This window comes from Alcanivorax sp., from assembly GCF_051117345.1.
Classification (GTDB): Bacteria; Pseudomonadota; Gammaproteobacteria; order Pseudomonadales; family Alcanivoracaceae; genus Alcanivorax.
On sequence record NZ_JBNPEC010000120.1, the window covers coordinates 1 to 17472 of the forward strand.

17 protein-coding genes are annotated in these 17472 nt (G+C 58.6%); 6 read left to right on the forward strand and 11 right to left on the reverse strand.

Annotated features, from left to right (window positions below):
* Positions 1 to 29: 29 nt before the first annotated feature.
* From ACFE0K_RS07835 to ACFE0K_RS07845, 3 genes are all read right to left on the reverse strand, one after another.
* Positions 30 to 728 carry a PspA/IM30 family protein gene (locus ACFE0K_RS07835; RefSeq protein WP_434535535.1) on the reverse strand — a complete coding sequence of 233 codons (699 nt, stop codon included), beginning with the start codon at positions 726 to 728 and terminating at the stop codon, positions 30 to 32.
* A gap of 28 nt (positions 729 to 756) precedes the next feature.
* Positions 757 to 1029 (reverse strand): YiaA/YiaB family inner membrane protein, encoded by a 273-nt coding sequence (locus ACFE0K_RS07840; protein WP_290536940.1) that lies wholly within the window; start codon positions 1027 to 1029, stop codon positions 757 to 759.
* A 142-nt stretch (positions 1030 to 1171) separates the two neighbouring features.
* Positions 1172 to 1786: an acyltransferase gene (locus tag ACFE0K_RS07845; RefSeq protein WP_434535536.1), complete on the reverse strand. Its 615-nt coding sequence runs from the start codon at positions 1784 to 1786 to the stop codon at positions 1172 to 1174.
* A gap of 168 nt (positions 1787 to 1954) precedes the next feature.
* On the opposite strand from ACFE0K_RS07845, the gene ACFE0K_RS07850 reads away from it, so the two are divergent.
* Positions 1955 to 2665 carry a DUF4197 domain-containing protein gene (locus tag ACFE0K_RS07850; protein WP_434535537.1) on the forward strand — a complete coding sequence of 237 codons (711 nt, stop codon included), beginning with the start codon at positions 1955 to 1957 and terminating at the stop codon, positions 2663 to 2665.
* 261 nt (positions 2666 to 2926) lie between these two features.
* Here the strand turns inward: ACFE0K_RS07850 and ACFE0K_RS07855 are convergent, their stop codons facing one another.
* From ACFE0K_RS07855 to ACFE0K_RS07865, 3 genes are all read right to left on the reverse strand, one after another.
* The gene (locus ACFE0K_RS07855) at positions 2927 to 3658 is read right to left on the reverse strand and encodes a glutamine amidotransferase (RefSeq protein ID WP_434535538.1); all 732 of its coding nucleotides are present in this window, start codon (positions 3656 to 3658) and stop codon (positions 2927 to 2929) included.
* Positions 3659 to 3931: 273 nt separating this feature from the next.
* On the reverse strand, positions 3932 to 4495 hold the full coding sequence (locus ACFE0K_RS07860) for a DNA-3-methyladenine glycosylase I (RefSeq protein WP_434535539.1): 564 nt from the start codon (positions 4493 to 4495) through the stop codon (positions 3932 to 3934).
* On the reverse strand, positions 4464 to 5186 hold the full coding sequence (locus tag ACFE0K_RS07865) for a helix-turn-helix transcriptional regulator (RefSeq protein ID WP_434535540.1): 723 nt from the start codon (positions 5184 to 5186) through the stop codon (positions 4464 to 4466). The genes ACFE0K_RS07860 and ACFE0K_RS07865 overlap by 32 nt, the downstream gene beginning before the upstream one ends.
* A 196-nt stretch (positions 5187 to 5382) precedes the next feature.
* Here ACFE0K_RS07865 and glyQ point away from each other — a divergent pair, with 196 nt between their 5' ends.
* From glyQ to ACFE0K_RS07890, 5 genes are all read left to right on the forward strand, one after another.
* The gene (glyQ, locus tag ACFE0K_RS07870) at positions 5383 to 6375 is read left to right on the forward strand and encodes a glycine--tRNA ligase subunit alpha (RefSeq protein ID WP_434535541.1); all 993 of its coding nucleotides are present in this window, start codon (positions 5383 to 5385) and stop codon (positions 6373 to 6375) included.
* Entirely contained in the window at positions 6375 to 8447 is a 2073-nt protein-coding gene (gene glyS / locus ACFE0K_RS07875; protein ID WP_434535542.1) for a glycine--tRNA ligase subunit beta, read from the forward strand. The genes glyQ and glyS overlap by 1 nt, the downstream gene beginning before the upstream one ends.
* Positions 8448 to 8704: 257 nt before the next feature.
* Positions 8705 to 9247, forward strand: a complete 543-nt coding sequence (gene gmhB, locus ACFE0K_RS07880) for a D-glycero-beta-D-manno-heptose 1,7-bisphosphate 7-phosphatase (RefSeq protein ID WP_434535543.1) — start codon at positions 8705 to 8707, stop codon at positions 9245 to 9247.
* A 2-nt stretch (positions 9248 to 9249) separates the two neighbouring features.
* Positions 9250 to 9978 (forward strand): lysophospholipid acyltransferase family protein, encoded by a 729-nt coding sequence (locus ACFE0K_RS07885; RefSeq protein ID WP_434535544.1) that lies wholly within the window; start codon positions 9250 to 9252, stop codon positions 9976 to 9978.
* Between the two features lie 110 nt (positions 9979 to 10088).
* The gene (locus tag ACFE0K_RS07890; protein WP_434535545.1) at positions 10089 to 10448 is read left to right on the forward strand and encodes an H-NS family nucleoid-associated regulatory protein; all 360 of its coding nucleotides are present in this window, start codon (positions 10089 to 10091) and stop codon (positions 10446 to 10448) included.
* A gap of 79 nt (positions 10449 to 10527) precedes the next feature.
* Here ACFE0K_RS07890 and ACFE0K_RS07895 read toward each other — a convergent pair whose 3' ends face one another.
* The 5 genes from ACFE0K_RS07895 to dnaA all read right to left on the reverse strand — a co-directional run bounded on the left by ACFE0K_RS07895 (position 10528) and on the right by dnaA (position 17470).
* Positions 10528 to 10731 (reverse strand): hypothetical protein, encoded by a 204-nt coding sequence (locus tag ACFE0K_RS07895; RefSeq protein WP_434535546.1) that lies wholly within the window; start codon positions 10729 to 10731, stop codon positions 10528 to 10530.
* 314 nt (positions 10732 to 11045) lie between these two features.
* Positions 11046 to 13463, reverse strand: coding sequence for a DNA topoisomerase (ATP-hydrolyzing) subunit B (gene gyrB, locus ACFE0K_RS07900; RefSeq protein WP_434535547.1), 2418 nt, complete (start codon positions 13461 to 13463; stop codon positions 11046 to 11048).
* A gap of 9 nt (positions 13464 to 13472) precedes the next feature.
* A complete protein-coding gene (recF, locus tag ACFE0K_RS07905) occupies positions 13473 to 14582 on the reverse strand; it encodes a DNA replication/repair protein RecF (protein ID WP_434535548.1) in 1110 nt (369 codons plus the stop codon).
* 287 nt (positions 14583 to 14869) lie between these two features.
* Positions 14870 to 15970 (reverse strand): DNA polymerase III subunit beta, encoded by a 1101-nt coding sequence (gene dnaN, locus ACFE0K_RS07910; protein ID WP_035245693.1) that lies wholly within the window; start codon positions 15968 to 15970, stop codon positions 14870 to 14872.
* A gap of 90 nt (positions 15971 to 16060) precedes the next feature.
* The gene (dnaA, locus tag ACFE0K_RS07915) at positions 16061 to 17470 is read right to left on the reverse strand and encodes a chromosomal replication initiator protein DnaA (RefSeq protein ID WP_434535549.1); all 1410 of its coding nucleotides are present in this window, start codon (positions 17468 to 17470) and stop codon (positions 16061 to 16063) included.
* Between the last annotated feature and the right edge of the window lie 2 nt (positions 17471 to 17472).

The window sequence follows — 17472 nt, forward strand, 5'->3', positions numbered from 1 at the left end:
CGTTCGGTAGCTGCGACGGATGATCTGATTCAGGACGGTTGCAACCTGGCCAGAATCACCCGCGCCCGCTCGGTCTGACTGTCACCGATGCCGGCATCGGCCATGCGCCTGTCCAGACTATCGATCTGACTCTCGCCAGTCTGCCAGTCACAGTGGATCTCACTGTGCCACAACAAACGGCATTCTTCCTGCCGTTGTTGGATTTGCTGCAGCGTCTGTTTGCTGTCGCTGAGTCGTTCGGCAAGACCGCGCCCCTGAGCATGCCGATTCTGACTCTGCCCACACAGGGCGTCCTGGGTTCTGGCCAGGGACTGCTCGTGGCGCAGGGTTTTCAGCTGGTCCGCCGCTTGCTGGATGAAGCGCTGGTATTCCGCTTCCTGCTGGTTGAGGGCAATGCCCTGTTGTTCCAGACGAGCCTGTTGCTGTTCCAGATCCGCCAGCCGTTTGCCGATATCCAGGGCCAGCGTTTCTTCGCTGGCAGCCAGGGCCTGACGGGCACCGTTTTCGTAATAGCCTATCTGACCGAGCAGCTCGTCGCTGCGACGGCGGTTAAGCTTTTGCTCGGCCATCAACCGCGCCAGCTGCCGGCGGGCATCACGCAGGGACTGTTCGGTTTCATAGAGCTGCTGGTCGAGCAACAGCATGTCGTTGGCATTGACGATCTGTTCCATGCTGACACGGGCCTGGCCGCGCATCAGGGTTTTCAGTTTATTCCAGGCGGTCGCCATGAGCATTCTCCTCGGGATTGTTATCGGTCTAATCCGTGTATTCCTTGAGCAGGCGTTCGGTCTTCGCCTCACTGATGCGGTTGATCAGTCGCCGTGCCTCGTGGTCGTCGCGCAGGGTCTTGGCTAGGGTGATGGTGGAGCCCACCACGAACATGATGCCCATCACCAGGTAGCCCTTGATCCACAGGTCAGTGGGCAGCCAGACGATGCCCAGAATCATCAGACCCAGGCTGATGCCAAAGGCCGCCTTCACGTAGAACAGCCAGCCGCCGGAATGGCGTTGAATCGCGCTCTCGTCCATGGGTGTTCCCTCTCGGTCTCTATCGTTGTTTGTTTAACGATGTTTAATAAACAGCATTGCTAAACATTGTTCAACAAACAGGGTGTTACCGATTATGTGGCGAGGTGTTCAATAGCAGGAGAGAGCAATAAAGCCAGGAAGGTCAGGCGCCTCCGGGGCGACGGCCCACCGGTCGGGCCGGGTTGCCGGCGACAATGGTCCAGGGTTCCACATCCCGGGTCACCACGGCACCCATGCCAACCACCGCATGGTCGCCAATGGTAACGCCATCAACAATGCCGACCCGGGCCCCGATCCACACATCCCGGCCGATGCGGATACCCTTCGAAGTCACCGGCTGCTCACGAACCAGACGGTCTGCGTCGAGACCGTGATTGAAGGCATAGAGGGTGCAGTAGGCGGCGATGCGGCTGTCGTCGCCGATGTGGATCCCGGCGGCCCCGCCATCCAGGGTCACATGGTGGTTGAGGCTGACCCGTTCGCCCAGACGGACCGGGCCATGAATAACACAATCTGCAGCGATCTGGCTGCCATCAGCCACGATAATGTCGCGACCCGGCTCAGCCAACAGTACCGCCTGGGGCGCCACAAAGCAGTCCTCCCCGAAGCGAACAGTCTCCAGCGCCATCAGGCTCTGCTGGATATCCCGCTGCCAGGGCTCTGCCCAGGCCCGGTGCTTCGCTTTCAGGCGACCGTACAACCAGGGCATGTAGGCCAGGCGTTTCTTGTGTTGTTCGCGGTAGTCGGGGTGAGTCATGGCACTCTCGATATATCCTAGGAGCGGCGCTTGAGCCGCGAATCTGCCTGCAGAGACCTCGCAAGTATGGTTCGCGGCTCAAGCGCCGCTCCTACAATTAACAATACGAGTTTAGCAGCCAGCCTGGAATGCAGTAGCATTGGCCGCAAATCATAAGGAGTAAGTGGCATGAAACAGCTTTGGGTTCTGGTGGGGCTACTGGTATTGAGCGGCTGCAAGACCATGGAAGGCGCGATGCCCTGGGTGGACATGGGTAACCAGATGGCCAAGAACGCCGGCTATGACACCGACTCGAAACTGGCCTCAGGCATCAAGGAAGCCCTGATCACCGGCACCGACCGGGCCAGTACCCAGCTCTCCCAGACCGGTGCGTTCAATCTGCAACTTCCCGCCGCCGCCCAGCCGGTGGCTGATACCCTGCGCCAGTTCGGCTTCGGCAGCTATGTGGACAAGGTGGAAACTGCCATGAACCGGGGGGCGGAGCAGGCGGTGGCGGAAGCGGCGCCGGTGTTCAAACAGGCCATCTCCAATATGAGCGTCAACGATGCCCTGGGGATTATTCGCGGCGGCGATACGGCGGCTACCTCCTATTTCCGTGGGCAGACCGAGAGCAGCCTGCGCCAGCGCTACCAGCCGATTGTGGAAGACAACCTGAAAAAGACCGGCTTCTACGACCAGTACAAGAGCCTGCTTGCGGTGTACGATAAGTTGCCACTCACTAACAAACCCAATATGAACCTGGAAAGCTACGTCATCGACAACAGCATGGACGAGCTCTATACCCGCATCGGCGAGCAGGAATCTCTGATCCGCCAGAACCCCATGCAGCAGGGCAGTGCGCTGATCGGCGCGGTGTTTGGTTCAGGCCAGGGCGAGTAAAGCGGGGGTTTTCGGTAGGAGCGTTGGCGATAACCCGTGGATCATGCTGCCCCTAGCTGTTTTGAAGCCGCTGTAGGAACGTAGCGTAGCGGAGTAACGCACGTAGTTCCGTGCGGCCCGAAGGGTGAGCGAAGCGAATAACTCCTCTCGAGGGGCGAACCACGCGTCAGCGTGGAAATCGCCCGCAGGGCGATCAGGAATATCAGAGCTTGGCAGGCTCCATCGGGGGGCCGCCAGCGACGCTCCTACAGAAAAAGTTCGTTACGCCACCTGCGCCGCCGTGAGCCGCGCAAACCGACCCAGGATGGTGCTGGCATCGTCGCATTCGCGCACTTCCGGCAGATGACTGTCCACCTGTTGCTGGGTGAGGCCCTCACCGCGCAAGGCCTGCAAGTAGGCGCGCATCACATCGGCGCTGAATTCCGGATGAAACTGCACTCCCCAGACCCGGTCCCCGTAACGGAAGGCCTGGCAGGCGTCGTGGCCGTTGCTGGCCAGCACCATGGCGCCGGGCGGCGGAGTCAGTACTGACTGACGGTGCACCACTTGTGCCCACGGGTGTCCGGCTATGGCGCCTAACAGGGCATCCTGTCGACCGGCGCCGGTCAATCGCAGGGCCACGGTGCCCACTTCCAGACCCATGGGGTTATCCGCCACTTCGCCACCCAGGGTGCGAGCCAGCAGCTGGTGACCAAAACACAATCCCAGGACCGGCACCTGCACAGCCTCGTGGACCAGGATGTATAACCAGCGCATCAACGTCCGCATCCATGGCGCCTGATCAGTCACCATGGCGTGAGAACCGGTAATGACCACACCCGCCAGTTCGCTCAGGGCAGGCAACGGCCCACCCCGTTGCGCATCAATCACCATGACACCGGTGGCCGACCCCAGTCCCCGGTGTATCCAGGCCTCGAAGTCACCGTAATGGGCGCTGATCTGCGGGAAGGTGCTGCCGGTCTTGATGATGGCGATGGGTTTGCTGTGATTCATGGCCTTTCCACCGTACTGTCCTTGTCTGGTTTCCTTTATACAGAGCAAGGGCTGTACCAACTTTTCAGGTGCTCTAAGCCTCTTTGTAGGAGCGTCGCTGGCGGCGCGATAAAAGACCAGGATCAAAAGCATTTTCACCACAGAGGACACAGAGATCACAGAGAAAAACCCGTCTTTTCCTCGGTGATCTCTGTGTCCTCTGTGGTAAATCCGTCTTTTCAGGTTTTGGGTTATCGCGCCGCCAGCGACGCTCCTACGGAAAAGGTTAAGGCGTTATCGGAGATCCCGATGTCGCGGGCAGGTGGTGAGGTGATCGTTGACCATGCCGGTGGCCTGCATGAAGGCGTAGACGATGGTCGGGCCGACAAATTTGAAGCCGCGTTTTTTCAGGGCCTTGCTCATGGTCTCTGCCACCGAGGTGGAAGCGGGCACCTCCTGCATGGTGCGGAAGTGATTGATCTGCGGGCTTCCATCGACAAAGTCCCAGAGAAAATCACTCAAGGTCAGGCCTTCATCACGCAGGGCCAGATAGGAGCGGGCGTTGCCGATGGTGGCAGCCACTTTCAGACGGTTGCGAATAATCCCCGCATCCTGGAGCAGGGCGGCTACCTTGTGGTCGTCGTAGCGAACGATCTTTTCCGCGTCGAAACCATCGAATACCTTGCGATAGTGCTCGCGCTTGCGCAGCACGGTAATCCAGCTCAAACCGGCCTGGGCGCCTTCCAGATTCAGGCATTCGAACAGGGCCCGGTCGTCGTACTCGGGGACACCCCACTCATGGTCGTGGTAGTGCTGGTAGAGCGGGTCATCCCCGCACCAGGGACAGCGGTCGTTCATCGCTTTTCTCTTCGGTTGTGTGGCAGTCAAAGGACGCTTCGTAATCGGCCAGGGTCTGGCCCGCGCGTACCGGGTAGCTATCTTCCAGGGTCTGCAGGATAACGATGCGGTCCACCCGGAAATGGCGGAAGGCACCACGCAGTTCGCACCAGCCCGCCAGGGTCCAACAGTGGCCCCAGAAATACAGCCCCAGGGGCCAGATCACCCTTTTGCTGTGCTGCTCTTGCAAATCCCGGTAATGCAGACGCACCTTGGCCCGTTCAGCGATGGCCTGCTGCAGCGGATCGAGCATGGCGCCAAGCATGCGCCGTTCCGGTAGCGGCGGGGCGCTCACCGGTGGCGTCATGGCGCGCAACTGGGCCGGCACCGCCATGGCCAGTTTTTCCTGCACCGCCCGCAGGGCTTGTGCCTGGCGCTGACCGGCCCAGCCCTGGGCCATGGCCAGGCCGGTGAGCAGGGCCTGCCATTCTTCCACGCTGAACATCAGCGGCGGCAGCTGGTAGCCCTCCAGCAACGCATAGCCTTTGCCCGCCTGGGAATAGATGGGCACGCTACTGGCGGAAAGGTGATCGATATCCCGATAGATGGTCCGTTCCGATACCGCCAACCGCTGCGCCAGTGCCTGGGCGGTGGTCCACTGGCTGGCTCCGATAATCTGCACGATCTGAAACAAGCGTTCCGCGCGTCGCATGATCCTTCCCTGTTATCGCACTGGTTATGCCTCTCTGGCCATCGACATTACCCGAGCCGGCCTGGTGCGTCATTCTACCGGTTCACTCCTGACACCCTGCTGTCAGTAGGGGTCCGGCCAGCGGTATCACCGGCCCGGTCGGCCCGGTATACTTGGCGGCTTTCGCGGCAATCGAACTCGAACAACAGGATTCAGCATGGCGGAACAACCGCAGACGGACATCATGACATTCCAGGGCCTGATTCTGGCCCTGCAACAGTACTGGGCCGAACAGGGGTGCGTCGTTGTACAGCCCCTGGATATGGAAGTGGGCGCGGGCACCTTTCATCCCTCCACCTTCCTGCGCGCCATCGGCCCGGAAAACTGGAACAGTGCCTATGTGCAGCCTTCCCGCCGGCCCACCGACGGCCGCTACGGGGAAAACCCCAACCGGCTGCAGCACTATTACCAGTTCCAGGTGGTACTGAAGCCGTCCCCGGACGCTATCCAGGAGCTGTATCTGGGGTCCCTGCGCATGCTGGGTTTTGATCCGCTGGTCCACGATATCCGCTTTGTGGAAGACAACTGGGAATCACCGACCCTGGGTGCCTGGGGTCTGGGCTGGGAAGTGTGGCTGAACGGCATGGAAGTCACCCAGTTCACCTACTTCCAGCAGGTGGGCGGCATCGACTGTTACCCGGTCACCGGCGAGATCACTTACGGCCTGGAACGTTTGGCCATGTACATTCAGGGGGTGGACTCGGTCTACGACCTGGTGTGGTCCGATGGTCCGTTCGGCAAGGTCACCTACGGTGATGTGTTCCTGCAGAACGAAATCGAGATGTCCACGTTCAACTTCGAACACGCCAATGTGGACGAGCTGTTCAAGCAGTTCGACCTGTTTGAGGGCGAATCCACCAAACTGATCGAGGCCGGTCTGCCGTTGCCCGCCTATGAGTATGTGCTGAAAGCCTCCCATACCTTCAACCTGCTGGATGCCCGCAAGGCCATCTCCGTCACCGAACGTCAGCGCTTTATTCTCCGTGTGCGCACCTTGGCCCGGGCCGTGGCCCAGGCCTACTTCGACAAGCGTCGTTCGCTGGGTTTCCCCATGGCGGATGCCGCCATCCGCGAGGAAGTGGAGACGGAATTGAAAAAGCAGGATGAAAAGGCCGCAAAACAGGCCGCCAAAAAGAAGGGGAAGCAATAATGTCCCGGGATTTGCTGATTGAACTTGGCACCGAAGAACTCCCCCCCAAGGCGCTGCCCACTCTGAGTGCGGCGCTGACGGAAGAATTTGTCCGCCAACTGGATGAAGCTGGCCTCAACCACGGTGAGGTAGAAAGCTTTGCCGCCCCGCGCCGTCTGGCCGTGCTGGTGCGTGGCCTGGATGACAAGCAGGCGGATCGCGACATCGAACGCCAGGGCCCGGCCGTGCAGGCCGCCTTCGACAAGGACGGTAACCCCACCAAGGCTGCGCAAGGGTTTGCGTCCTCACTGGGTCTGACCGTGGACCAGCTGGGTCGTCAGGACACCGGCAAAGGGGAGCGCCTGGTGGCGCAGATCACCGAGAAGGGCAAACCCGCCGCCGAGCTGATTCCCGACTTCTTTGCCCAGGCGGTACAGAAGCTGCCGATTCCCAAGCGCATGCGCTGGGGCAAACGCAAGGTGCAATTCGTGCGCCCGGCCCACTGGCTGGTGGCCCTGTTCGGTGACGATGTGGTGCCCTTCGAGCTGCTGGATCTGCAATCCGGTCGCACCAGTTACGGCCACCGTTTCCATGCCCCCGGCGCCATCGAGCTAGCGACTGCCAGCGAGTACGCCGAGCGCATGGAAAAAGACGGTCATGTGATCGCTGACTTCGCCCGCCGCAAGGCCCTGATTGAAGAACAGGCCATCGCCGCCGGTGAGGAAGCGGGCGGTACCGCGCAGATCGACCCGGACCTGCTCAACGAAGTCACCGCCTTGGTGGAATGGCCTCTCGCCCTGATGGGCAGCTTCGACCAGGATTTCCTGCGTGTGCCCCAGGAAGCCCTGATCAGCGCCATGGAAGAGCACCAGAAATATTTCTCGGTACTGGATGCCAACGGCAAGCTGATGCCGCGCTTCATCACCATCAGCAATATCCAGTCCAAGGACCCCCATCAGGTGATCCACGGCAACGAGAAGGTGATTCGCCCTCGTCTGGCGGATGCGGCCTTCTTCTACGACAACGATTGCAAGAAGACCCTGGCCCAGCACGGCAAGGGGCTGGCCAATGTGGTGTTCCAACAACAGCTGGGCACCGTGGCCGACAAGTGCGCGCGTATTGGGGCACTGGCTGCCATTATCGCCGAGCAGATCGGTGGCGATGCCGAGCAGGCAAAGCTGGCCGGCGAGCTGAGCAAGGCTGACCTGAACAGCGAGATGGTCGGTGAATTCGACACCATGCAGGGCATCATGGGTTTCTATCTGGCGCGCCTGGAAGGCCAGCCGGAAGAGGTGGCTCAGGCGCTCTACGAGCAATATCTGCCACGCTTTGCCGGCGACAAGCTGCCGCAGAGCAAGACCGGCATGGCCGTGTCGCTTGCCGACAAGATCGATACCCTGGTGGGCATCTTCGGCATCGGCCAGAAGCCCAGCGGTACCAAGGACCCCTACGCCCTGCGTCGCGCCACCCTGGGTGTGCTGCGTATCATCATCGAAAACCAGCTGGATGTGGACCTGCAGCACCTGCTGGAGAAGGCCGGTGACCAGCTGGAGCTGCGCATCAACCGCGCCGAGGCTGCGGAAGCGTTCGAGTTTATCAAGGGTCGCTACCGGGCCATCTACCAGGAGCAGGGCATTGCTACCCCGGTGATCCTGTCGGTGCTGGCCATCGACGATGCCTGCCGCAAACCGCTGGATTTCGATCGCCGGGTGAAAGCGGTTGCCGCCTTCCAGCCACGGGAAGAAGCCCAGGCCCTGGCCGCCGCCAACAAGCGGGTGTCCAACATCCTTGCCAAACTGGACAAGGCACCGCCGGAAGAAATCGACGGCGCCCTGCTGGAAGACGAGGCCGAGCAGACCCTCACCAACCTGGTAGTAGCCAGCTACGAGCAGTCCGAGCCGCTGCTGGAAAAAGGCGACTATCAGGGCGTGCTGGAAATGCTGGCTGAGCTGCGTGAGCCGGTGGATGCCTTTTTCGACACCGTCATGGTAATGGCGGAAGATGAAGCGGTGCGCAACAACCGCCTGGCCCTGCTGGCCTTCCTGCGCGACCTGTTCCTGAATGTGGCGGATATCAGTCTGTTGCAGGAGTGAATTGGCGCTTGCACGCAACACGCTTCACGCAAGTACGCTAGAAAACAAGGGCCGCTTTATAGCGGCCTTTGTTGTTTTTAAAAACGAAACAATGCTTTCCTGTAGGAACCCGGCCAATACCAGCAGAGGGCAAACACAGTGACGAGGTACGAGTAACGAGTTTCGAAAACCGGGGTTCGCTCCTCGCAACTCGTCACTCGCGACTTCCCCCATCGCCAGCAGGCTGGCTCCTACGGTTATTGCAGACAGGGATATCCATGAACAACCTCATCATCCTCGACCGCGACGGCGTCATCAACGAAGACTCGGACGCCTATATCAAGACCCTGGACGAGTGGATTCCATTACCGGGCAGCATTGACGCCATCGCCCGCCTCAGCCGGGCAGGCTATACCGTGGTGGTGGCCACCAACCAGTCCGGTATTGCCCGGGGCTATTTTTCGGTGGCGACGCTGGACACCATGCATGAACGGCTGGCGACTCTGGTCCGTGAAGCGGGCGGAGAGATGGGCAAGGTGTTTTATTGTCCCCACGGACCGGACGACGGTTGCGACTGCCGCAAACCGGCCCCCGGCCTGATCGACCAGATTGTTACCGAGTATGGCGATGTCACCGGCGCGCCCCTGATTGGTGATAGCCTACGTGACCTGGAAGCCGGGGTAGCCCGTGGTTGCCAACCGGTACTGGTATTAACCGGGAAGGGCGCAAAGACACAGGACAAGGGCTTGCCGACTGCGCTGGGTCATGTCGAAATCTACGATTCCCTGGCGGATTTTACGGATCATATTTTGAAGGATTAGGCATGACCCAGCACACGCATTATTCGCTGTCGATCAAGATCCGCAGCGTGCTTTTTTTTGTGCTGTATAACCTGGCCGGCATTATTCACAGTGTCTTCTGCGTCCTGATTGGCCCCTTCCTTCCCTACCGCCGTCGCTATAATTTCGTCAATCTGTGGACCGGCTTTGCCATGTGGCTGCTACAACGACTAAACGGCGTGCGCATTCAGGTGGAAGGGCGTGAGAATCTACCTTCCGGGGCTTTCGTGGTATTGGCCAATCACCAGAGCAGTTTTGAAACCTTTTATATGCAATTGCTGATCAAGCCACAGGCCACCGTGCTCAAACGCGAGTTACTGTGGCTGCCTTTCTTCGGCTGGGGCCTGGCCCTGCTCAAGCCCATTACCATCAATCGCAGCAATGGCAGTGCGGCACTCAAATCCGTACTGCAGCAAGGCAAGCAACGCTTGCAAGCGGGTATCCCCGTAGTGATTTACCCGGAAGGCACTCGTCAGGCACCGGGTACCCTGGGCAAGTTCAATCATGGTGGCTCCATGCTGGCCTGCCAGTCTGGCGTCCCGGTTGTGGCCATTACCCATAACAGTGGCAATTGCTGGCCAGCGCGTTCCTGGATGCGTTTACCCGGTACGATTACCTTGCGCATCAGCCCGCCGATTAGCAGTGACGGTAAAAAGGCAAAACAGGTTACCGAAGAAGCTGAAAACTGGATTCACCAGCATTACCCTCAATAGTTTTTAAAATCGTTTTTAAATTGCCCATCTGCCACGAGTTTAATTGCCTTTCCCGGGTAAAATAACTAGAGTTTGTGCCGCTGTTAATCATCGATAACAAGGGCTACTCAATGAGCATTAATCTTGATGAACTTTCCGTTGATGAACTGGAAAAACTGATCAAGCAAGCAGAAACCGCACTGGACAAGAAGCGCAAGGCAGAGCTGAAGAATGCTCAGGCGGTACTTGAGAAAATGGCCAAGGATCTGGGCGTTTCTCCGGAAGCATTGCTGAAGGATACCGCCAGCAAAAAGAAAACCACCCGCAAAAAAGCCGCCAAGAAGAAAACCGGTGTGCGTCGTCCGGCCAAGGTGAAATACCGCGATCCGAACGACAGCAGCAACACCTGGACCGGTCGTGGCAAGCGCCCACTGTGGCTGCAGGGCGCACTGGAGAAGGGCGCCAAGCTGGAAGATTTCGCGGTCGAGTAAACGACAACGTTTACCCAATACGCGACAAAAAAAGCGAACCCTGACGGTTCGCTTTTTTTATGGGCGGGCTTATTCCAGGTTACCCCCTTAACCCCGCCGGTAACCGGTTATTCGGCAATGTGCCTTCCTGGCCAACCGATGCCGTGAGCGCCTGACAGGCCGGAATCAATACCGTCACCATTGCCAATAGCAACAGGCCAGTGATACCCGTCAGCGGCAACTGGCTTAACAGGTTTGTCCTGCGACGCTTATGGCTGCAGTCATCCTTTTCCTTTTTCACCATGCGACTCCTTTCATCCCTAATCACCATAGAGGTTTTACCGGTCCTCACATTGCCGCCATATAGCAGCGGGCAGTCCGGGCAAAGAGAGTCCGGATAATTCTCGACACCTTTGTTCGGCCACCAGGGGCGCCGGCCATCATGAACGCCAGTTATGCTTACAAACTACACGCACACAGTTACAAATTGAATATTGTTCATAGCAGCTTTTACGATTGCAGACGGCGATCAGGAAGAAAGGGAAGCGAGGAGGGCGAAACAAAAAAGGGGCCAAACGGCCCCTTTTCCTTTTTCGTTACGACAAAAATGACTCTGTATCAGACATCCAGATTGGAGACCTGAAGCGCATTGGACTCGATAAACTTCCGACGCGGATCCACATCATCACCCATCAGGCAGGTAAAGATCTGGTCTGCGGCGATAGCGTCCTCAATGGTGACCTGCAGCATACGCCGGCTTTCCGGGTCCATGGTGGTTTCCCACAGCTGCTCCGCGTTCATTTCCCCCAGCCCCTTGTAGCGCTGGAAGCTGGTGCCACGGCGGGCCTGAATCATCAGCCAGTCCAGGGCGTCGGCGAAGTGCCGGATAGGGCGCTGCGTTTCGCCACGCTGGATATAGGCATCGGCGGCCAGCAGGCCTTCCAGGGTTTCCCCCAGTGCCTTGATCTTCTGATAATCCGGCGACTGCAGGAAATCCAGAGTGACACGGTATTCACGGGGTACACCGTGAGCGAGTACTTGCACACGTGGCAAGTACAGGCCACGTTCCTCGTCCCGAGCAGCGGTAATGGTAAAGGTCTGGGTCGCATCGGTAATGGCATCTACCCGTTTACCGAGAACCTGACACCAATCTTCCATGCCCGCCTGATCCTTCAGGCCTTCTTCGCTGACCGAAGGCATATAGATCATCTGCTCAAGCACTTCCTTGGGGAAAACCCGGGACTGACGATCAACGATCTTCATCACGTTGCGGTATTCCGCGATCAGTTTGGCCAGGGGCTCACCGCTGATTGGCGGCGCATCGTCACCGGGATAAAGGGCGGTTTTTTCCAACGCCAGGGTGGTCAAGTACTCCTCCATGGCCGGATCATCCTTCAGATAGGTCTCCTGCTTGCCTTTCTTGACCTTGTAGAGTGGCGGCTGGGCAATGTAGATATAGCCCCGTTCAATCAGCTCAGGCATCTGACGGAAGAAGAACGTCAGCAGCAGGGTGCGGATGTGAGAACCATCCACGTCCGCATCGGTCATGATGATGATGCGGTGATAGCGGAGCTTTTCAACGTTGTATTCGTCGCGGCCGATCCCGCAGCCCAGAGCGGTGATCAGGGTGCCCACTTCCTGGGAAGAAAGCATCTTGTCGAAACGTGCCTTTTCCACGTTAAGGATCTTGCCCTTGAGCGGCAGGATCGCCTGATTCTTGCGGTCGCGGCCCTGTTTGGCAGAGCCCCCCGCAGAATCACCCTCCACAATATAGAGTTCGGAGAGGGCAGGGTCTTTCTGCTGGCAGTCCGCCAGTTTGCCGGGCAGGCCGGCAATATCCAGGGCACCCTTACGACGGGTCATTTCCCGCGCCTTGCGCGCCGCATCCCGGGCACGGGCCGCATCGATGATCTTCGCGGAAATAGCCCTGGCTTCCTGGGGATTTTCCAGCAGATAATCCTGGAACAGCTCACCCATGGTCTGTTCGACCGCACTTTTCACTTCGGACGAGACCAGCTTGTCTTTGGTCTGGCTAGAGAACTTGGGATCCGGCACCTTCACGGAAATCACCGCGGTGAGGCCTTCACGGGCATCATCACCGGTGGGGTTGGCCTTTTCCTTCTTGAGCAGCCCTTCCTTCTCCATATAGCTGTTCAGCGTACGGGTGAGGGCAGCGCGGAAACCCGCCAGGTGAGTACCGCCATCCCGCTGGGGGATGTTATTGGTAAAGCAGAACAGGTTTTCCTGGTAGGAATCGTTCCACTGCATGGCCACTTCCACAGCGATGCCGTCTTCTTCCCGGTCGAACTGGAAGTGGAACACCTGGTTCAGGGGCGTCTTGTTTTGGTTCAGATAGCTGACGAAGGCACTCAAACCGCCGTCATACTCGAACACATCCTCTTCACCATTACGTTCGTCCAGCAGGTGAATACGCACCCCGGAGTTCAGGAAGCTCAGTTCCCGCAGACGCTTGGCCAGAATGTCGTAGTGAAACTTGATATTGGTAAACGTTTCCGGAGAAGGGCGGAAGTGAATGGCCGTCCCGCTACTGTCGGTATTGCCCACCACTTCCAGCGGCATCGCTGGTACACCGTGGCGGTAGAGCTGCTCGTGGACCTGGCCGTTACGGCGAATGGTCAGCTTCAGCTCTTCAGACAAGGCATTCACGACGGAAACGCCCACACCATGGAGGCCGCCGGACACCTTGTAGCTGTTGTCGTCGAACTTACCCCCGGCATGCAGCACGGTCATGATCACTTCGGCGGCGGACATGCCTTCTTCTTCGTGCATGTCCACGGGAATACCCCGGCCATCGTCCTGGACGGACACGGATTCATCCGGGTGGATAACCACCTTGATCTCGGAACAGTGACCAGCCAATGCTTCATCGATGGAGTTATCCACCACCTCGAAGACCATATGGTGCAGGCCAGTGCCATCATCCGTATCCCCGATGTACATGCCAGGGCGCTTGCGAACGGCGTCCAACCCTTTCAGCACCTTGATGCTGGATGAATCGTAATTTTTCTCCGCCATGGTATTTCCTTATTCACTCCCGGTGAGGGGCCGAAGCTGGCCATGTTCCACGTGGAACATTTTGCTCTCGATCGCCCGTAACGCTTGGTTCTGTTGCACCACAGCCTCCCATTGGGGCTGATCCAGTGCAGTAATCAGGGTCTGGTGACCGGTGGAGGCCAGATACCCCAGCATCTGATTACGGTGTTCTTCGTCCAGCTCTGCGGCCAGATCGTCTACCAGCAGGGTACACACTTTCCCCGCCTGGCTGATCAAGGGCAACTGAGCCAGCACCAGGCCATAGGCAACCAGCTTGGCCTGGCCCCGGGAAAGGCGATCTCGCGCCACCACTCCCCGGGTTTCAATACGAATATCGCTGCGATGAAACCCTGCCTGACTGAACCCACGCCGGATGTCGTCCGGACGGAGGCGAGACAGGGCATCTGCATAGCTCTCGTCTTTATGCAGTCCCGTCTGTAGCTGCACCCGGATTTTCAGCTCCGGTGCCAGATGAGACAACACTGTATCCAGCCCTGCCTGCAGGGCTTGCAGATAGCTACGACGCAACCCTTCGATTCTATCAGAAGTCTGCGCCAGTTGCTGGTCCCAAAACCCCAGTTCACGGGGGTTCGGACGCCCGGTACGGAGTAGGGCGTTCCGTTGCTTCAGGGCCGCAGAAGCAGTGCGCCATACCGGCATGAATTCATGTTCCACGTGGAACATTCCCCAGTCCATAAACCGCCGACGCAGGGCTGAAGCCCCAAAAACCAACTCCACCGACGTGGGGTGCAGGGCCAGGACAGGCAGCAGGCCGGCCACTTCACTCAGAGCCTTCGGGGTCTCCCCGTTGAGTTTAATGGCATCAATACCACCCGGAGTACGGCGAACGCCCAAGCGATGGCTCTTCTCGCCGGCCGCCACTTCTGCATACAGGGTGGCCGCTTGCGCACCGTCTCGGACCAGCCGGGACAGCCTGCCGCCACGGAACGACCGCCCCCCGCTACCAATGAAATAGATGGCTTCCAACAGGCTGGTCTTGCCACTGCCGTTATCACCAAGAATCACATTGAGGGAAGGGGAGAGGGCAATATCCAACTGGCGGTAATTGCGAAAATCTCCAAGCTGGAGACGGCTCAACATAGAAAGGAATCCACCCACAACAACCAGGGAAGCCGCCACAGCGGCAAGAAATGACTGCACCGATTGTAGCCCAGGGAGAGCGCAGGGGCGATGATACTAAAACCTGTTTCCACCACAGAGGGGCAGAGATCACGGAGGAAAACCATTTTCGCTCCAGAGACCACAGCATTCATTGGAAAAGCGTTTACTCTCAGTGTGCTCTGAGTCTTCTGTGGTAAATCATTCTGGGCAAAAAAATACCCGGCGCGATGGCCGGGTATTTAGGAGGAACAAGGAAGGGCTGCGGATCACAGCCGCATGGGCATGACAACATACAGGGCTGCCTTGCTCTCCGGGTCCAGCACCAGGGCACTGCTGTTGCTGTCACCCATTTCCAGCTCCGCCTGGGTACCAGCCATGGTGTTAAGCACGTCTAACAGGTAGCTGACATTGAAGCCAATCTCCAGGGGCTGACCATTGAAGTCCACGGATACTTCCTCTTCCGCTTCTTCCTGCTCCGGGTTGTTGGCCACGATACGCAGGCTGCCTTCAGACAGCTGCACCCGCACACCCCGGTATTTCTCATTGGACAGAATCGCCACCCGAGCCAGGGCCTGGCGCAGAGTTTCCCGGTCAGCAATGATGGTGCGCGAGCCTTCCTTGGGGATCACCCGGTCGTACTCGGGGAACTTGCCATCTACCAGCTTGGAGGTAAAAGTGATGGCGCCCACCACGATGCGAACATGGTTGCGGCCCACGGTCAGGCGGGCATTTTCACCGGCATCGCCCAGAATGCGAGACAACTCCATGACGCCTTTACGCGGCAGAATCACTGAGGCCTCTTCCACCGGCACATCCAGTTCCGCATCGCACAGGGCGAGACGGTGGCCATCGGTAGCCACGGCGCGAAGACGGCCCGGCTTCAGTTCGAACAGCATGCCATTGAGGTAATAGCGCACGTCCTGCTGGGCCATGGAGAAAGCGGTACGATCAATCAGGCTGCGCAACACGCCTGGCTGAATATCCAGGCTGGAACCGGCAGCGTCTTCTTCCAGGTTGGGAAATTCGGAAGCGGGCAGGGTAGAGAGGGTAAAACGGCTGCGACCAGAACGAACCAGCATGCGCTCACCATCCACCTCGAAACGGATGTCAGCTTCCGCCGGCAGGCTCTTGGCAATATCCACCAGCTTGCGGGCCGGCACCGTGGTTTCCCCGGCCTGATGCTCCCCCTCCAGGGGCAGGCGAGCCACCAGCTCCAGCTCCAGATCGGTGCCTGTCATGGAAAGCTGACCATCTCCCACTTCCAGCAGGACATTGGACAGCACCGGCAGGGTCTGCCGTTTTTCCACCACTGCAGCCACCTGTTGCAGGGGCTTGAGCAGTTGTTCTCTATTGATTGAGAATTTCATCGCGCTTTCCCGTTCTGGTTATTTGGGCCAGAGGCTCCCAGGCCCTTCCTTTACTATGCACCGAACCAGCCACTGGGTCGGGCTTCCCCGTCAGGACGTCAGCGTCCGTAACAGGCTCTGATAGTCTTCCTCGATTTCCGGATTGGATTCCCGTAGCTGCAATACCTTGCGACAGGCATGCAACACGGTGGTGTGATCACGGCCACCAAAATTTTCACCGATCTCCGGCAGGCTGTGGCTGGTCAATTCCTTGGACAAGGCCATGGCCACCTGGCGCGGTCTCGCCACCGAACGGGTCCGCCGTGGAGAGAGCAGGTCATTGATCTTGATCTTGTAGTACTCGGCCACCACACGCTGGATATTGTCGATGCTGATCTGCCGCGCCTGCAGGGCAATCAGATCCTTCAACGCTTCCTTGATCAGGCCGATATCGATCTGTGCACCGGTAAACCGCACATGAGCAATCACCCGGCGCAGCGCCCCTTCCAGTTCCCGTACATTAGAACGGATTCGTTGCGCAATAAAGAAGGCTGCATCATTGGGCAGATCGACCTTGGCTTCTTCCGCCTTCTTTTTCAGGATCGCTACCCGGGTTTCCAGCTCCGGCGGCTCCATGGGCTGGGACAGCCCCCAGCCAAACCGACTCTTGAGCCGCTCCTCGAGACCATCCACTTCCTTGGGAAACTTGTCACAGGTAAGAATGATCTGCTGGCCATTTTCCAGCAGCGCATTGAAGGTGTGGAAGAACTCTTCCTGGGACTGCTCCTTACCTGCAAAGAATTGAATATCATCAATCAGTAGCGCATCCACCGAGCGATAGAAGCGCTTGAACTCATTGATGGTCTTGTTGCGCAGGGCCGAGATCATGTCCGCCACAAAACGCTCACTATGTAGATAAACCACCTTGGCGTTGGGATTGCGTCGTAGCAATTCATTGCCCACCGCATGCATCAAGTGGGTCTTACCCAGGCCCACGCCCCCGTACAACAGCAGAGGGTTGTAGCCGTGGCTGGCCGGGTTCTCCGCTACCTGTTGGGCCGCCGCCGCCGCCATGCGATTGGACTTGCCTTCCACAAACGTAGCAAAGGTGAACCCGGTATTGAGATTGCTACGATGTTTGCGGGCACCTCCCAGCGCCGTAGGCTGCGGTTTACTCTCTGCCAGCTCCGGTGTGCGCATATGGCCAGAAGATGGCGTAGCGGGGCTCGCAGGGGCGGGAGATGATGACTGGGCTGACGGCGCAGGCATCCGGCTGGAGCCTACCTCCAGTCGCAACTGGGGAAGTGCGCCGGTTTGTAGCTCGCCCAGCACCTCGCCGATGCGGTCCATGTACTTGTCACGAACCCAGTCCACCACAAACCGATTGGGTGCAAACAGCGTCAGCTCGGCGCCATCGGCAGATGCAGCCACCTGTAATGGCCGAATCCACATATTGTACTGCTGTGACGGCAACTCATCCTCGAGTCGAGTCAGGCAGCGTTGCCAGAGCTCTTCAGACACGC

Coding starts and splice junctions, on each gene's coding strand:
- ACFE0K_RS07840 (WP_290536940.1), bottom strand. CDS start 1,029: ATGGACGAGAGCGCGATTCAACGCCATTCCGGCGGCTGGCTGTTCTAC.
- ACFE0K_RS07835 (WP_434535535.1), bottom strand. CDS start 728: ATGGCGACCGCCTGGAATAAACTGAAAACCCTGATGCGCGGCCAGGCC.
- ACFE0K_RS07860 (WP_434535539.1), bottom strand. CDS start 4,495: ATGAACGACCGCTGTCCCTGGTGCGGGGATGACCCGCTCTACCAGCAC.
- ACFE0K_RS07865 (WP_434535540.1), bottom strand. CDS start 5,186: ATGCGACGCGCGGAACGCTTGTTTCAGATCGTGCAGATTATCGGAGCC.
- glyQ (WP_434535541.1), top strand. CDS start 5,383: ATGGCGGAACAACCGCAGACGGACATCATGACATTCCAGGGCCTGATT.
- ACFE0K_RS07885 (WP_434535544.1), top strand. CDS start 9,250: ATGACCCAGCACACGCATTATTCGCTGTCGATCAAGATCCGCAGCGTG.
- gmhB (WP_434535543.1), top strand. CDS start 8,705: ATGAACAACCTCATCATCCTCGACCGCGACGGCGTCATCAACGAAGAC.
- ACFE0K_RS07890 (WP_434535545.1), top strand. CDS start 10,089: ATGAGCATTAATCTTGATGAACTTTCCGTTGATGAACTGGAAAAACTG.
- recF (WP_434535548.1), bottom strand. CDS start 14,582: ATGTTGAGCCGTCTCCAGCTTGGAGATTTTCGCAATTACCGCCAGTTG.
- glyS (WP_434535542.1), top strand. CDS start 6,375: ATGTCCCGGGATTTGCTGATTGAACTTGGCACCGAAGAACTCCCCCCC.
- ACFE0K_RS07895 (WP_434535546.1), bottom strand. CDS start 10,731: ATGGTGAAAAAGGAAAAGGATGACTGCAGCCATAAGCGTCGCAGGACA.
- dnaN (WP_035245693.1), bottom strand. CDS start 15,970: ATGAAATTCTCAATCAATAGAGAACAACTGCTCAAGCCCCTGCAACAG.
- ACFE0K_RS07855 (WP_434535538.1), bottom strand. CDS start 3,658: ATGAATCACAGCAAACCCATCGCCATCATCAAGACCGGCAGCACCTTC.
- ACFE0K_RS07845 (WP_434535536.1), bottom strand. CDS start 1,786: ATGACTCACCCCGACTACCGCGAACAACACAAGAAACGCCTGGCCTAC.
- ACFE0K_RS07850 (WP_434535537.1), top strand. CDS start 1,955: ATGAAACAGCTTTGGGTTCTGGTGGGGCTACTGGTATTGAGCGGCTGC.
- gyrB (WP_434535547.1), bottom strand. CDS start 13,463: ATGGCGGAGAAAAATTACGATTCATCCAGCATCAAGGTGCTGAAAGGG.